The organism is Acinetobacter sp. GWC1_38_13 (genome assembly GCF_001767535.1).
Classification (GTDB): domain Bacteria; phylum Pseudomonadota; class Gammaproteobacteria; order Pseudomonadales; family Moraxellaceae; genus Acinetobacter; species Acinetobacter junii.
Map to the genome: position 1 here is coordinate 22468 of NZ_MELG01000099.1, position 16094 is coordinate 38561.

Genomic DNA, 16094 nt, shown 5'->3' on the forward strand with positions numbered 1-16094 from the left:
GGGATGAAATATACTTTAACCCGTGCGAATCCAGATGCCGATCAATATCCATTGCAAGATCGTCAGATCGTAACTGATCCATTAGAGGAAGAAGTTAATAAAAGTGTGATGATGACACGTCTTGAAGATGTGTTGCATACAGCTGTGAACTGGGGGCGTAAGAACTCCTTGTGGCCATTCAACTTTGGTACATCATGCTGCTACGTTGAATATGCAACTACATTAACTGGCGTTCATGATTTATCACGTTTTGGTGCAGAGGTTATTCGTGCTTCACCTCGTCAAGCGGATTTGATGATTGTTGCAGGAACTTGCTTTGTCAAAATGGCACCTGTAATTCAACGTTTGTATGAACAAATGTTGGAGCCAAAATGGGTGATTTCAATGGGTGCTTGTGCAAACTCTGGTGGTATGTACGACATCTATTCTGTGGTGCAAGGTGTAGACAAGATTATTCCTGTTGATGTGTACATCCCAGGCTGTCCACCTCGTCCAGAAGCATTAATCCAAGCATTGATGTTACTTCAAGACCAAATTCAACTAGAGCGCCGTCCACTTTCAGCGGTTATTGGTGATGATCTTCAGCCTGTTTATAAGCCAAAGATGATGCCAGAACGTGACCGTAAAAATGCTGATCGTATTGCGGTAAAAAACCTACGCTCTATGGATGAAATTAAATAATTTAAACGATGAGTTTTTGACATATCGCTTATTGGATATGGTCATCGTGGAAATTGACAGAATTTGTATTAAATAGGAAGCCAAGCCAATGGCTGAAACTGACATTGCTATGCCAGAATCAACTCAGGTTGATTCACGCCCAGCATTTGCAATTGTAGAAGAGCTCAAAACCAAATTTGGTGAGAACTTCTACGTGCAGGCGACTTGTGAAGAGTTTCCAACTGTCTGGGTTGAGCGCGCACGCGTGCAAGAAGTCCTCATGTTCCTCCGTAAAGTGGAACGTCCTTATGTGATGCTGTTTGACTTGTCTGCGGTTGATGAGCGTTTACGTGTTAACCGTGATGGGTTGCCTCCATCTGACTTCACTGTGTTCTATCATCTATTATCGCTTGAGCGTAATAGTGATATCCGTATCAAAGTTGCGTTGAATGAAAATGATTTAAACATTCCAACGGCAACCAATATTTGGCCAAATGCCAACTGGTACGAACGTGAAGCTTACGATATGTTCGGGATCAATTTCGAAGGGCATCCAATGCTCCGTCGTATCTTGTTGCCGACTTATTGGGAAGGTCATCCGTTGCGTAAAGAATATTCTGCGCGTGCGACAGAATATACGCCATATATGCAAGATCAAGCGAAACAAGATTTCGAACAAGAACACTTACGTTTCGTACCAGAAGACTGGGGTCTAAAACGCGGTAACGCTGATGAAGACTTCATGTTCCTCAACTTAGGTCCTAACCATCCATCTGCACATGGTGCTTTCCGTGTGGTTTTACAGTTGGACGGTGAAGAAGTCAAAGACTGTGTGCCTGATATCGGTTATCACCACCGTGGTGTGGAAAAGATGGCTGAACGTCAAACTTGGCATTCATTCATCCCTTATACGGATCGTGTTGACTACTTAGGTGGTTGTGCGCAAAACATGCCATATGTAATGGCAGTTGAGCAACTCGCAGGGATTAAAGTACCAGAGCGTGCGCAAGTGATTCGTGTGATGTTGAACGAATTGTTCCGTATCAATAACCATTTATTATTCTGTGGTACAGCGATTCAGGATGCTGGTGGTATGACGCCTGTATTCTATATGTTCGCAGACCGTCAGAAAGTCTATGACATCGTTGAAGCGATTACAGGCTACCGTATGCATCCAGCATGGTTCCGTATCGGTGGTACGGCGCATGACCTTCCAAACAACTGGCAAAAACTTGTTAAAGAGTTGCTAGAGTGGATGCCGAAACGTTTGAACGAGTACTACACAGCTGCACTTAAAAACTCAGTATTTATCGGTCGTACGCGTAACGTAGCGCAATACGATGCTAAGTCTGCGTTAGCTTGGGGTGTGACAGGTACTGGTTTACGTGCAACGGGTATTGATTTTGATGTGCGTAAATACCGTCCGTACAGTGGCTATGAGAACTTCGACTTTGATGTTCCAGTTGAATATGAAGGCGATGCATATGCGCGTGTTTTAGTGCATTTCCGTGAAATCACTGAATCATTAAAAATCATTCAGCAGTGCTTGGATAATATGCCTTCTGGTCCATATAAAGCGGATCATCCATTGGCAGTTCCACCACCGAAAGATAAGACATTACAAGATATTGAAACCTTGATTACGCACTTCTTGAGCGTGTCATGGGGTCCTGTTATGCCTGCAGGTGAGTCTTCATTCATGACTGAAGTAGTGAAAGGTGCGAGTACGTATTACCTCACTTCTGATAAGTCAACTATGAGCTACCGTACTCGTATTCGTACGCCAACATTCACTCATTTACAGCAAATGCCTTCTGTTATTAACGGCAGCTTAGTATCTGACTTGATCATTTATTTGGCGACCATTGACGTGGTTATGGCTGACGTGGATCGCTAGGGGTAAACGATTATGATGATTTTGACTGATAAAAAACCACGTGTGAATGTTGAAGGGATTTTGACTGCTGACGAAATCCATGAGATTGAACATCACATTGGTCACTATCCGTATCCACGCGCAGCTTCTTTGGATGCTTTAAAGTGTGTACAACGCCGTAATGGTTGGGTAGATGACGCTCAAATGAATGCAATTGCGCAATTGCTGACTATCAGTGTGGCTGATTTAGAGGGTGTAGCAACGTTCTACAACCGTATTTATCGCCAACCTGTAGGTCGTCACGTAATTTTATTATGTGATTCGATTGCTTGCTTCTTAATGGGTGCAGAAACTTTAGCAGAAGCATTTCAGCGCGAGTTAGGCATTCAATACGGACAAACTACAGCAGATGGTCGTTTCACCTTGCTTCCAATTTGCTGTTTAGGCAATTGTGACAAAGGTCCAACGTTAATGATTGATGAAGATACTCACGGTTTAGTGGATGTATCATCAGTTAAACAGTTATTGGAGAAGTATGTATGAATACTGAACCAAAACCAATTTATGGCGACGGTAATCCAGAAACTCATCCGCTAACTTGGCGTTTGAGTAAGCAAGATGCAGTACGCAATGCTGATGAATACGAAGCTTTAGAAGGTTATGCAGGCTTTAAAAAAGCACTTAGTATGCCTCCAAAAGATGTACTCGACGTCATTAAAGCTGCAACGGTTAAAGGTCGTGGTGGTGCAGGTTTCCCAGCAGGAATTAAATGGTCATTGATGGCACCAAATGATGGTGGTCCACGATATTTGATCTGTAATGCTGATGAAATGGAACCTGGAACATTCAAAGACCGTTTGTTGATGGAAAAGCTTCCACATCAATTGATCGAAGGTATGTTGATTGCTGGTTATACCCTAGAGGCAACTCATGGTTATATCTTCATTCGTGGTGAATATATCGAAGCTGCTCAATACTTGAATGAAGCATTAGAGCAAATCCGTGCCAAAGGTTATCTAGGTGAAAACATCCTAGGTAGTGGCTGGAACTTCGAAATGTATGTTCATACAGGTGCAGGTCGTTATATCTGCGGTGAAGAAACTGCATTAATCAACTCGCTTGAAGGTCGTCGTGCCAATCCACGTACCAAACCACCATTCCCACAAGTTGCGGGTGCATGGGGTCGTCCAACGATTGTAAACAACGTAGAAACCTACAATAACTTGCCAGCGATTATGTTGCGTGGTCCAGAATGGTATATCAACCTTTCTGCACATAAGTCTAAAGACCCTGGTACGAAGATCTACGGTGCATCAGGTAAGGTGAAATTCCCTGGTCTTTGGGAGTTGCCATTTGGTACAACTGCACGTGAAGTGATTGAAGATCATGCAGGTGGTATGCGTGATGGTTTAACACTGAAAGCATGGTTGCCGGGTGGAGCATCAACAGACTTTTTAGCTGCTGAACATATTGACTTACCAATGGATGCTGAAAGCATCATGAAGGCAGGTTCACGTTTAGGAACATGTTTGTTGATGGTGGTAGATGAAACCCAATGTATGGTTTCAGCGACCCGTAATTTAGAAGAATTCTTTGCGCGTGAATCGTGTGGTTGGTGTACGCCATGCCGTGATGGTTTGCCATGGGCTGTTAAAGCACTGAAAGCACTCGAAAGTGGTGAAGGTAAGATGGAAGATATTCAACATCTGTCTGAACTCACTAAAAAGTTGTGGATTGGTAAGACTTTCTGTGCCCACGCACCAGGTGCGATGGAGCCACTGATGGGCGCATTAAAATATTTCCGTCATGAGTTTGAGGCAAAGGTTAAAACCCATGCAGCTACTCGCGATGTAGAACAGGTTTAAGGAATTCGACTATGGCTACAATTCATGTCGATGGAAAATCGTATGAAGTCAATGGCTCAGAGAACTTGCTACAAGCATGTTTAAGCCTTGGCATCGATATCCCGTATTTTTGTTGGCACCCATCCTTAGGTTCTGTTGGTTCTTGTCGTCAATGTGCGGTAACTCAATACGCGAATCCTGAGGACACACGTGGGCGTTTGGTAATGTCTTGTATGACACCAGCCGCTGACAATACTTACATTTCGATTGAAGACAAAGAAGCAACAGAGTTTCGTGCATCGATTGTTGAATTCTTGATGACGAATCACCCACATGACTGTCCAGTCTGTGAAGAAGGTGGTCACTGTCATTTACAAGATATGACGGTCATGACTCAGCACGATCGTCGTCGCTATCGCTTTACGAAACGTACACATCATAACCAAGAGTTAGGTTCTTTTATTGCACATGAAATGAACCGTTGTATCGCTTGTTACCGTTGTGTTCGTTACTATAAAGACTATGCGGGTGGTACCGACTTTGGTGTTTATGCGAATGCATCACGTGTTTATTTCGGTCGTCCGGAATCAGGTACTTTAGAATCTGAATTCTCTGGTAACTTGACTGAAGTCTGCCCAACAGGTGTATTTACTGATAAAACGCACTCTGCACGTTATAACCGTAAATGGGATATGCAGTATGCTCCGAGCGTATGTCATGGCTGTTCTTCGGGCTGTAACATCTCTCCAGGTGAGCGTTATGGTGAAATCCGTCGTGTAGAAAACCGTTTTAATGGTTCAGTAAACCAATACTTCCTTTGCGATAAAGGTCGTTTCGGTACGGGTTATGTCAATCGTGAAGATCGTCCACGCCAACCTCAATTCCGTAACGGTGAAACTGTTGCAACTGTGAGTGTTGATCAGGCACTTGATCAAGTCATTGCACAGCTTAAAGGTAAGAAAGTTCTAGGTATCGGTTCTCCTCGTGCAAGCTTGGAATCAAACTACGCACTTCGCCAACTTGTTGGTCAAGCCAACTATTCAACAGGTATGTCTCAAAAAGAGCAGAACTTGGTTGAGTTAGCTGCTTCAATCATGCAAACACAGGGTATTTATAACCCGAACATGCGTGAAATTGAGAGCTATGATGCAGTTCTAATCTTGGGTGAAGACTTAACGCAAACAGCACCACGTATGGCTTTATCAGTTCGCCAAGCTGCGAAAAATAAAGCGAAAGAAATGGCTGCGAAAACGCGTACTCCTGACTGGTTAGCAGAGCCTGTGCAACGTATTGGCCAAGAAGCAAAATCACCGATTTATATTCTTGCTGCAACACAAACGCGTTTAGCGGATGTTGCAACAGGTGAAGTTGTTGCTTCTCCAAACGATATTGCGCGTTTAGGTTTTGCTGTCGCTGCTGCTGTAAAAGGTGAAACAGTATCTGGTCTTGACGATGATGCAAAAGCATTTGCACAAACGATTGCTGACACTTTAAAAGCGGCGAAAAAACCATTGATTATCTCTGGTACAAGCTTGCAAGATTCAGCGATTATGGAAGCTGCTGCACAAGTTGCACAGAATCTTGGTGAAAATGCTGGTTTATCTTTGACGGTTCCTGAAGTGAACTCAATGGGTCTAGCATTATTCGGTGGTTTAAGCTTAGAACAGGCATTTGCTCAAGAGTATGATGCTGTTGTTGTGGTTGAAAATGACTTAACTCGTCGTTTACCAGTTGCACAAGTCAAAGCTGCACTTGAGAAAGCTGAAGCCGTAATCGTATTGGATCATAGTGAAACAGAAACTCTGAAACTAGCAGATATCGTTCTTTCTGCTGCAAGTTTTGCAGAGGGTGATGGTACTGTTGTGAGCCAAGAAGGTCGTGCGCAACGTTTCTATCAAGTATATGACCCAAGCTATTACAAGCCTGAATATGCAATCAAAGAATCTTGGCGTTGGTTACATGCCGTTGAGACTGGTCTCAAAGGCAAAGCTGTAGATTGGACACTGCTTGATGATGTGATTGATGACATCGTGAAGAATGTTCCTGTGCTTGAAGCCATTCAAGATGTTGCACCTGATGCAGGATATCGTATCCATGGCTTGAAGATTGCGCGTGAACCACGTCGTTATTCTGGTCGTACAGCAATGCGCGCGCCATTATCTGTTCATGAACCTAAACAGCCAACTGATCTAGATTCAGCATTAACATTCTCTATGGAAGGTTATGTCGGTAATCAGACAGCTTCTTCGCTAGTACCTTTCGCATGGTCTGCAGGTTGGAACTCGCCACAAGCTTGGAATAAATACCAAGATGAAGTGGGTGGTCACTTAAAAGGCGGTGATTCAGGTGTGCGTCTATTTGATCGTTTAGCTAAACGTCCTGCACGTAGCTATGTGGCACCAACTGCTGTTGTAGTGAACCCTGAAAGTTTCCGTCTTGTACCAATGCACCATATCTTTGGTTCTGGTGAATTTACGATTAAAACACCTGCAATGGAATCTCGTATTCCTGAAGCGATGTTTGCTGTTGGTGAACAAGATGCAACACGTTTAAATGTTCAAGACGGTCAACGTATTACAATACAAGCAGGCGAAACAAGCATTAGCTTACCTGTACAAGTGATTGAATATTTACCAACAGGCTATATTGGTTATCCAATTGGTTTAGCACCAACAGTTTCATTAGCTGAGCCTGTGTCTGTGGCGGTAGGAGTGTAATTCATGAATCAAGAAATTATACGTCAAACGCCACTTTGGGCTGAGAACTGGCCAATCGCTTATTCAGTGATTCAAGCGATCGTGATCTTGTTGGTTGTGGTTCTTATCGCTGCATTGATGTCATTTATCGAACGTCGTCTCTTGGCATTGTGGCAAGATCGTTATGGTCCTAACCGTGTCGGTCCTGGAGGTATGTTCCAGATCGTAGCTGACATGCTCAAGATCATGTTTAAGGAAGACTGGACACCAAAGTTTGCTGATAAATTGACTTTCCGTCTAGCACCAGCAGTTGCAATGGCAACTGCGGTACTTTCATTTATGGTTATCCCAGTAAGTCCATATTTGGGCGTTGCTGATATGAGCATCGGTCTGTTGTTCTTTATGGCAATGGCGGGTATCGCAGTCTATGCAGTGTTATTTGGTGGTTGGGCATCTAACAACAAATACTCATTGCTTGGTGGTCTTCGTTCTGCTGCTCAAACCATTTCTTATGAAGTGTTCTTGGGTATCTCATTAATGGGTGTGGTTGCTATTGCGGGATCATTTAACCTTCGTGAGATTGTTGAAGCTCAACGTGATATGTGGTTCATCATTCCACAATTCATTGGTTTCTTGATCTTCGTGGTCGCAGGTGTAGCAGTGACTCACCGTCATCCATTTGACCAACCAGAAGCTGAACAAGAGTTAGCTGAAGGTTACCATGTTGAATATGGTGGTATGAAGTGGGGGATGTTCTTCGTTGCAGAGTATGTCAACGTGGTATTAATCTCAGCTTTGATCGTCACTTTATTCTTCGGTGGATGGTTAGCTCCATTTAACTTAGAAATTCCATTTGTTCCACCAGTTTTCTGGTTCGTAATTAAAACAGCATTCTTTGTAATGATGTTTGTCTTGGCGCGTGGTTCTTTAATGCGTCCACGTTATGACCAAGTCATGAATTTTGGTTGGAAAGTTTGTTTGCCATTGGCGTTGGTCAACTTGTTAGTGACTGGTGCTGTGATTCTGATGAATCAGGCCTAGGACAGCAGGGAGTACAAAATGTATAAAATTCTAGCTGGATTTGGATCGATTGTACGTTCGTTGTGGATGGTGTTTAGCCATGCCACGCGTAAACGTGACACGATTTTATATCCAGAAGTACCAGCTGAACAAATTGTACCTCCACGCTTTCGTGGTCGTATTATCTTGACGCGTGATCCTGATGGTGAAGAGCGTTGCGTAGCATGTAACCTTTGTGCGGTTGCTTGTCCAGTAGGCTGTATTTCATTGCAAAAAGCGGAAAAAGAAGATGGGCGTTGGTATCCAGAATTTTTCCGTATTAACTTCTCACGTTGCATTTTCTGCGGTATGTGTGAAGAAGCATGTCCTACAACTGCTATTCAAATGACGCCTGATTTCGAGCTTGCTGAATACGTTCGTCAAGATTTGGTTTATGAGAAAGAAAACTTACTCATCTCAGGTCCTGGTAAATATCCTGATTATAACTTCTACCGTGTAACAGGTATGGCTGTAACAGGTAAAGACAAAGGCCAAGCACAAAAAGAAAGTGCACCAGTTGATGTACGGAGCTTATTACCATGATGTGGCCATTTTATTTGATGGCACTTGTGGCCATTGTTTCGACAGTTCGTGTTGTAACTAACACGAACCCTGTACATGCGTTATTAAGCTTGATTGTTTCATTGCTCGCCGTTGCTGGTATTTTCATGATTGTGGGTGCACCGTTTGCGGCTGCACTTGAAATCATTGTCTATGCAGGCGCGATCATGGTTTTGTTTGTCTTCGTTGTGATGATGCTCAACCTAGGTCAAGAAACAGTTGAACAAGAAAGTAAATGGTTAACCTCAGATGCATGGGCATATCCTGCAATGTTGAGTTTTATCTTAGGTTTGACACTTGTTTGGATGTTAAACGGTGAATACACCACGATTTCTGCACCAATGGGCTTAGAAATTGTAGGTCCTAAAGCCGTAGGTCAAGCGTTATTTACTCACTATCTATTATTGGTAGAAGTTGCCGCGATGTTGTTGCTTGCAGCCCTTGTTGCTGCATATCACTTAGGCAAACGTGAACCAAGTGCAGAAGAGGATAAAGAATAATGGGACACATCCCTTTAGAACATGGTTTGATTGTCGCAACCATCCTTTTTGCACTGGGTTTTTACGGTGTAATGGTGCGTCGCAACCTATTATTTATGCTAATGAGCCTTGAAATCATGATGAATGCTGCTGCATTAGCATTTGTCCTAGCAGGTAGCGTTTGGTCTCAGCCAGATGGTCAAGTGATGTTTATTTTAATTTTGACACTTGCTGCTGCCGAGGCGTGTATCGGTCTTGCGATCGTCCTTCAGTTTTATCATCGCTTCCATCACTTGGATGTTGATGCTGCTAGTGAGATGCGCGGATGAGTACATTATATTTAACCGTTTTATTCCCGCTCATTGGTTTTATCCTTTTAGCGGCAGGGCGCAATAAACTTTCTGAAAATGTAGCTGCCATTATTGGTGTTGGTTCAGTTGGTTTATCTGCTCTATTTGCTTTAATTGCTGGTCTTGCTTTTACGAGCAGTGGTCAAACCGTTTTTGTTCAACATTTATGGACTTGGTTCAGTGTTGGCGGTTTTGAGCCAGGTATTAGCTTACATCTTGATGGCTTGTCATTATTAATGACGGGCATGATTACAGGCGTAGGTTTTCTGATTCATATCTTTGCATCATGGTACATGCGTGGTGAAGAGGATTACGCGCGTTTCTTCTCTTATTTCAACCTATTCGTTGCCAGCATGTTGTTGTTGGTACTTGGTGATAACTTAGCGTTATTGTTCTTAGGTTGGGAAGGCGTGGGGCTGTGCTCTTACTTACTGATTGGTTTCTATTACTCTAATCCTGCAAATGGTTGGGCAGCAATCAAAGCATTTACAGTAACACGTGTCGGTGACGTATTCTTACTCATCGCATTGTTCTTGCTTTATCAACAATTTGGTACTTTGAATACTCAGTACATCGTTGAAAATGCAGCGACTGTAATGACGCAAAGCTCATCATTGTCAATTTGGACAGCATTAATGTTGTTCTTGGGTGCAGCAGGTAAATCAGCGCAAATTCCATTACAAACATGGTTAGCTGATGCGATGGCAGGTCCGACACCAGTATCTGCATTGATCCATGCTGCGACAATGGTTACAGCAGGTGTGTACTTATGCTGCCGTATGTTCTCCGTGATGGAAATGGCACCAGAAGTGATGCAGTTCATCTCGATTACAGGTGCTGTGACATTGCTTGTGGCTGGTTTTGCAGCGCTAGTTCAAACCGACATCAAACGTATCTTGGCTTACTCAACTATGAGTCAGTTAGGTTATATGTTTATGGCTGTCGGTGCTGAAGCTTACCAAGCTGGTTTGTTCCACATGTTGGCTCATGCATTCTTCAAAGCATTATTGTTCCTTTCTTCGGGTGCCGTAATTCTTGCATGTCATCACGAACAAAACATTTTCAAAATGGGTGGATTACGTAAAAAGATTCCATTCGTATTTTGGTGTTTCGTCATCGGTGGTGGCGCATTGGCTGCACTTCCAATCGTAACTGTTGGTTTCTTCTCTAAAGATGCCATCTTAGGTGCAGTATATGCACAGTCTACAATTGCAAACATTCCACTTTACAACACATTGTATTGGGTTGGTGTAGCGGGCGCGTTCTTAACTTCTATTTATACGTTCCGTCTAATTTGGGTCGTATTCTTCGGTGAAGAAAAAACACATGCGCATGCAATTCATGGTGTGACATATTGGGCACCACTTGCGATTCTTGCTGTGTTATCAACAGGAATTGGTTATTTCTTGCAAGCACCAGTTGCAAATTTATTGACTGCTGCAAGCATTCCAAGTTTTGTTATCCCTGAAGCTTTACATGAAGCTGTTGTACATGCAGAACATTTGGCGAGTGGTATTGCACTTGCTGGTTTAGCAGTAGGTATCTTCCTATTTGCCTTTGCATATGGTGCTGTTAAATCATTTGCTCAAACATCATTGGGCGCTGGTTTAGCACATATTTGCCGTACCGCATTTGGTTTTGATGCTTTGTATGACATCGTATTCGTCAAACCTTATTTATTGATTGCGAAAATCTTAGGCCGTGATCCAGTTGATGGTTTATGGCTAGTACTACCTGCGATTGTAAAAGGTGGTAATACCTTTACTAGCTCGCGTCAAACAGGTTCATTACGTGAATACGCATCAAGCATGTCACTCGGTGTAGTGGTGCTATTGATGATCTTGATCGTGATTCAGGTTGTGGGGAAATAAAATGGAAAACAATTTAATTTTACCCGCACTGATTTTAGTTCCTTTCATTGCTGGTTTTATTTGTTGGTTGGTTGATAAATTCGACCAACAATTACCGCGTTGGATTGCCTTAATTGGTATGCTTATTACCTTTGGTTTAGGCATTGCACTTTGGCAAAGTGGTACATTTAGTTACGAGTTGGGTGGTAAAGTCCCAACTTGGGCGGCTGAGTTCCATTTACCTTGGATTCAGACACTAGGCATTAGCATTCACTTGGCAGTGGATGGTTTATCTTTACTCATGGTATTACTGACAGCATTACTTGGTGTACTTGCGGTTGGTTGTTCATGGGGTGAGATCCAAAAGAATGTTGGTTTCTTCCACTTAAACCTCCTGTGGAGTTTAGGTGGTGTTATCGGTGTATTCTTAGCGATTGACTTATTCCTGTTTTTCTTCTTCTGGGAGATGATGCTCGTACCAATCTACTTCTTGATTGCGTTATGGGGTCATAAAGGCTCGAATGGTCGTTCACGTGTTTATGCTGCAACCAAGTTCTTCTTATACACGCAAATTGCTGGTTTGATCATGTTGATCGGTATCTTAGGCCTTGTGGTTTATGGATACATGATGACAGGTATGATTGGCTTCGATTACAACTATCTATTGGCTGTGGCGAACCACTTACCGCCTGAAGTTGCTTATGCATTTATGCTATGTTTCTTCATCGGTTTTGCTGTGAAATTACCTGTGTTCCCATTACATGGTTGGTTACCTGATGCACATGCACAAGCACCAACTGCAGGTTCTGTGGACTTAGCTGGTATTTTGATTAAAACAGCAGCCTATGGTTTACTTCGTTTCGTTATCCCATTCTTCCCAGCAGCATCAGCACAATTTGCTGATATTGCGATCATTCTTGGTTTAATTGGTATTTTCTACGGTGCATTCTTAGCGTACCAGCAAACAGATATGAAACGTTTGCTTGCGTATACGTCTATTTCGCACATGGGTTTCATCTTACTTGCTATTTACGCAGGTAATATCCTGACATTCCAAGGTCTTATGATCATGATGTTGGCACATGGCTTATCATCTGCTGCATTATTTATCATGTCTGGTCAGGTTTATGAGCGTTTACATACACGTGATTTACGCTTAATGGGTGGTTTACGCGGTCAGCTGCAGTACCTTCCATTTTTCTTAATGTTCTTTGTAGCTGCACTTGTAGGTGTACCAGGTTTAGGTAACTTTATTGGTGAATTCCTGATCTTGATGGGTTCATTCAAAGCTTATCCTGTATTCACGATTATTGCGGCAGTAAGCTTGGTGTTTGCTGGTCTTTATGGTTTGATTTTGATTCATAAAGCATTGTTTGGTACACCAAATCCAGAGCAACAGCAGCACTATACAAGCCCATTAAAAGATTTATCAGCACGTGAAGTTACTATCTTGATGATCTGTGTGATCGGTTTGGTTTGGTTAGGTATTTACCCACAAACATTCTTGGATGTATCGCATTCAAGCATGCAATGGTTGGTAAATAGTTATATGCCAGTACAAGAAGTTGTTGAAACTGTTCAGCAGACAGCAACTCAACTTGAGCATGTGGAGATGCAATAAACCATGAACTTCACACTTTCTTTTTCTGAACTTATGCCGCTCGTCCCTGTGATGATTGTGGCGTTGACTGCAATTGTTGTGATGTTATTGATTTCGATTAAACGTAATCATAATTTAATCGCAACAACTTCAGTTGTGGGGCTTAACCTCGCTGCAATTTTTATCGCATACACTGCGTATACAGGTCACTATGCACCTGTAAACGTGATGGGCATGTTTATGGTTGATCCATTTACCATGCTCTATCAATTCATGATTTTGATCGCAGCTTTGGCATGTTGTACTTTGTCACATGCTTATATTGAGACATATAAAGACAATCGCGAAGAGTTGTACATCTTGCTACTGTGTTCAGTAGCAGGTGCGATGTTGATGGTTGCTAGCTCTCATTATGCTTCGTTCTTTATCAGCTTAGAATTAATGTCAATTCCAGTATATGGTATGTTGGCATATACCCATCAGCGCAGCCAATCTTTGGAAGCAGGGATTAAATATCTTGTGCTTTCAGCGACGGCATCTGCAATGTTGTTAATGGGTATGGCGTATATTTATGCTTATACAGGTTCATTATCATTCTATGATTCTGTACAAGCGTTATTCACTGCAATCAAACAACCAATGGTGTTATTGGGCTTAGGCTTAATCATCTTTGCTGTTGCGTTTAAACTGTCACTTGCTCCATTCCACAAATGGACACCAGATGTGTATGCAGGTGCTCCAGCACCGATGGCAACATTCTTGGCGACAGCTGCGAAAGTAGCAACGATTGGTTTGTTTGTACGTTACCTATTGGCATCAGGTGCAATCCTAGTTGAATCGCTGGTAACAGTTCTTACAATTATTGCTGTATTGTCAATTTTAGTAGGTAACTTACTTGCAGTACGTCAAGTAAACTTGAAACGTATTCTTGGTTATTCGTCGATTGCTCACTTTGGTTATTTGTTAATTGCTTTAATTAGCATGACTTATGCGAGCCTTGGTAGCGTGACGGTTTATGTGATTACTTATGTACTTACAACAATCGGTGCGTTTGGTGCAGTTACGTTAATGTCGAGCCCTTATAACAACGTGGATGAAGCACAAAGTCTTGCTGACTACCGTGGTTTGTTCTGGCGTCGTCCGATTTTGACTGCAACATTAACAGTGATGATGTTATCGCTAGCTGGTATCCCATTAACAGCGGGCTTTATTGGTAAGTTCCTTGTGGTTATGGCTGCAGTAACAACTCAACACTGGTTCTTAGCTGCAATGATCGTTGTGGGTAGTGGTATCGGTTTATACTACTATTTGCGTGTCATGGTTGTTATGTACATGACTTCACCAGATACTCCTCGTATTGATGCTGATGCGCATTGGGGAACTAAAGTTGGTGGGATCATGGTACTAGGTGCTGCATTGTTGGTATTGTTCTTAGGTATCTATCCAGATCCAATGATCAATTTAGCATTGAAATCAGAGATTCTTTCTCCATTACATTTCATGTTATCTCAGCAACAGTAATCATCCGATAATCTGATTTGTACAAAAAAGCCTCCAAAACTGGGGGCTTTTTTATTGAATAGTAAAAAAACACTTTATAATAAGCGAATATTTATATTAGCTAGGTACTTACTCGTGTCGATTCAAGAAATTCGTCATCCGCTTATTCGCCATAAACTTGGTTTACTTCGTCGCTCTGACATTAGTACCAAGAACTTTCGTGAATTAGCGCAAGAAGTTACGATGCTATTGACGTATGAAGCAACAAAGGACTTATCTGTTGTGGATCACGAAATTGATGGGTGGGCAGGGAAAGTAACAACTCAACGTATTGCAGGGAAAAAAATCACGATTGTTCCGATTCTTCGTGCAGGAATTGGAATGCTAGAAGGCGTACTTAACCTGATTCCAAGTGCAAAGGTGAGTGTTTTAGGTTTAGAACGTGACGAAGCAACTTTAGAAGTTCGCACATACTATAAAAAGCTAGTGCCAGATGTCGCTAATCGTTTGGCGATGATTATTGATCCTATGCTTGCAACGGGTAATTCATTGATTGCTGCAATTGATGTATTGAAAGCAAGTGGCTGTAAAGATATTCGAGTGATGATTTTGGTTGCCGCGCCTGAAGGGATTGCAAAAGTTGAAGCTGCACACCCTGATGTTCGTATTTATACGGCTTCAATTGATCAAGGCCTGAATGAAGAAGGTTATATCGTGCCTGGTTTGGGTGATGCAGGCGATAAAATCTTTGGAAGTGTGCAAAAAGATTAATTTTTAAATATAAAAAGATACTTTTTATTTCTGTGATTTGAAAGGGAAATAGCAAGTCTCTTTTTTATTTTCTATATAGTATGATGAGCATCATCGTAAAGTAGGATAAATGTCATGAAGCAAGAGCTCTACCACGGGAAAATTAAGCAATATAATCCTGAGAAAGGATTTGGTTTTATTGCATCGAATGGTGAAGATATCTTTTTTCATATCTCAGATTACCCTGCAGCTGAAGGTGAACCTAAGCGCAATGAAAAAGTGAAGTTTTCAGTTGTAGAAAATCAAGGTAAATATAAAGCAATTAAAATTGAGCGCGTTGATCCTAACCCAGCTAAAACTAAGAAAAACAAAATCATGGATCACAATAAGTCGATTACCAATGAATTGTTATCAAACTTAAGACGTTGATCATTACCGTAATCTTTGATTGAAATATCATGAGAAAAGAGGCTTTAGGGTCTCTTTTTTATTAGAATAACCAAAACATGAAAAATTGAGTGCAAAATGTTTGTTGAAGGAAAAATAAAAAAATACGATACAGAAAGAGGTTTTGGCTTTATTAAGGTAGATGGTCATCAAACTGATGTTTTCTTCCATATCAAAGATTTTCCAAAAGCATCTGGTGAACCTAAAATTGGTGAAAAACTAAAATTTTTGATCGTTGAAGATAATAATGGAAAGTTTAAAGCTGCAAATATTGTGCGCTTAGATCAAAAACAAGCATATATTGATTATCCAAACTATGCCAACAACTCATCTACTCAAAATAAATCGGTCTCACAGCAAAAACATGCAAATCATAAAGGTATGACTTTTATGATTATTGGCTTGATTGTGATTGCAATTTT

Annotated in this window: 15 protein-coding genes; all 15 read left to right on the forward strand. The window is 41.8% G+C overall.

The annotated features are described in order from the left end of the window. The first annotated feature begins 3 nt into the window (after nucleotides 1-3). Nucleotides 4-681, forward strand: coding sequence for a NuoB/complex I 20 kDa subunit family protein (locus A2003_RS10625; RefSeq protein ID WP_004881335.1), 678 nt, complete (start codon nucleotides 4-6; stop codon nucleotides 679-681). 88 nt (nucleotides 682-769) lie between these two features. Beyond that, nucleotides 770-2557 carry an NADH-quinone oxidoreductase subunit C/D gene (gene nuoC, locus A2003_RS10630; RefSeq protein WP_286687327.1) on the forward strand — a complete coding sequence of 596 codons (1788 nt, stop codon included), beginning with the start codon at nucleotides 770-772 and terminating at the stop codon, nucleotides 2555-2557. Between the two features lie 12 nt (nucleotides 2558-2569). Further along, nucleotides 2570-3079 carry an NADH-quinone oxidoreductase subunit NuoE gene (gene nuoE, locus A2003_RS10635; RefSeq protein ID WP_004638051.1) on the forward strand — a complete coding sequence of 170 codons (510 nt, stop codon included), beginning with the start codon at nucleotides 2570-2572 and terminating at the stop codon, nucleotides 3077-3079. Beyond that, nucleotides 3076-4401, forward strand: a complete 1326-nt coding sequence (gene nuoF, locus A2003_RS10640) for an NADH-quinone oxidoreductase subunit NuoF (protein ID WP_004952448.1) — start codon at nucleotides 3076-3078, stop codon at nucleotides 4399-4401. The genes nuoE and nuoF overlap by 4 nt, the downstream gene beginning before the upstream one ends. A gap of 11 nt (nucleotides 4402-4412) precedes the next feature. Then, nucleotides 4413-7097, forward strand: coding sequence for an NADH-quinone oxidoreductase subunit NuoG (gene nuoG / locus A2003_RS10645; RefSeq protein WP_286687328.1), 2685 nt, complete (start codon nucleotides 4413-4415; stop codon nucleotides 7095-7097). Nucleotides 7098-7100: 3 nt separating this feature from the next. Next, a complete protein-coding gene (gene nuoH / locus A2003_RS10650) occupies nucleotides 7101-8117 on the forward strand; it encodes an NADH-quinone oxidoreductase subunit NuoH (protein WP_004914292.1) in 1017 nt (338 codons plus the stop codon). A gap of 18 nt (nucleotides 8118-8135) precedes the next feature. Continuing rightward, nucleotides 8136-8678: an NADH-quinone oxidoreductase subunit NuoI gene (nuoI, locus tag A2003_RS10655; protein ID WP_004914290.1), complete on the forward strand. Its 543-nt coding sequence runs from the start codon at nucleotides 8136-8138 to the stop codon at nucleotides 8676-8678. Next, entirely contained in the window at nucleotides 8678-9196 is a 519-nt protein-coding gene (gene nuoJ, locus A2003_RS10660) for an NADH-quinone oxidoreductase subunit J (RefSeq protein ID WP_171053817.1), read from the forward strand. The genes nuoI and nuoJ overlap by 1 nt, the downstream gene beginning before the upstream one ends. Continuing rightward, complete coding sequence (gene nuoK, locus A2003_RS10665; RefSeq protein WP_004914285.1) at nucleotides 9196-9504, forward strand: NADH-quinone oxidoreductase subunit NuoK; 309 nt, start codon at nucleotides 9196-9198, stop codon at nucleotides 9502-9504. The genes nuoJ and nuoK overlap by 1 nt, the downstream gene beginning before the upstream one ends. Continuing rightward, complete coding sequence (gene nuoL / locus A2003_RS10670; RefSeq protein WP_004914283.1) at nucleotides 9501-11396, forward strand: NADH-quinone oxidoreductase subunit L; 1896 nt, start codon at nucleotides 9501-9503, stop codon at nucleotides 11394-11396. The genes nuoK and nuoL overlap by 4 nt, the downstream gene beginning before the upstream one ends. A 1-nt stretch (nucleotide 11397) precedes the next feature. Continuing rightward, nucleotides 11398-12996, forward strand: coding sequence for an NADH-quinone oxidoreductase subunit M (gene nuoM, locus A2003_RS10675; RefSeq protein WP_004952461.1), 1599 nt, complete (start codon nucleotides 11398-11400; stop codon nucleotides 12994-12996). Nucleotides 12997-12999: 3 nt separating this feature from the next. Next, the gene (gene nuoN, locus A2003_RS10680; protein WP_004914279.1) at nucleotides 13000-14496 is read left to right on the forward strand and encodes an NADH-quinone oxidoreductase subunit NuoN; all 1497 of its coding nucleotides are present in this window, start codon (nucleotides 13000-13002) and stop codon (nucleotides 14494-14496) included. Between the two features lie 114 nt (nucleotides 14497-14610). Next, the gene (gene upp / locus A2003_RS10685; RefSeq protein ID WP_004914278.1) at nucleotides 14611-15246 is read left to right on the forward strand and encodes a uracil phosphoribosyltransferase; all 636 of its coding nucleotides are present in this window, start codon (nucleotides 14611-14613) and stop codon (nucleotides 15244-15246) included. 114 nt (nucleotides 15247-15360) lie between these two features. Further along, nucleotides 15361-15654 (forward strand): cold shock domain-containing protein, encoded by a 294-nt coding sequence (locus A2003_RS10690; protein WP_004914276.1) that lies wholly within the window; start codon nucleotides 15361-15363, stop codon nucleotides 15652-15654. 96 nt (nucleotides 15655-15750) lie between these two features. Then, on the forward strand, nucleotides 15751-16094 hold a 344-nt coding region (locus A2003_RS10695; protein WP_286687329.1), incomplete at its 3' end, for a cold shock domain-containing protein.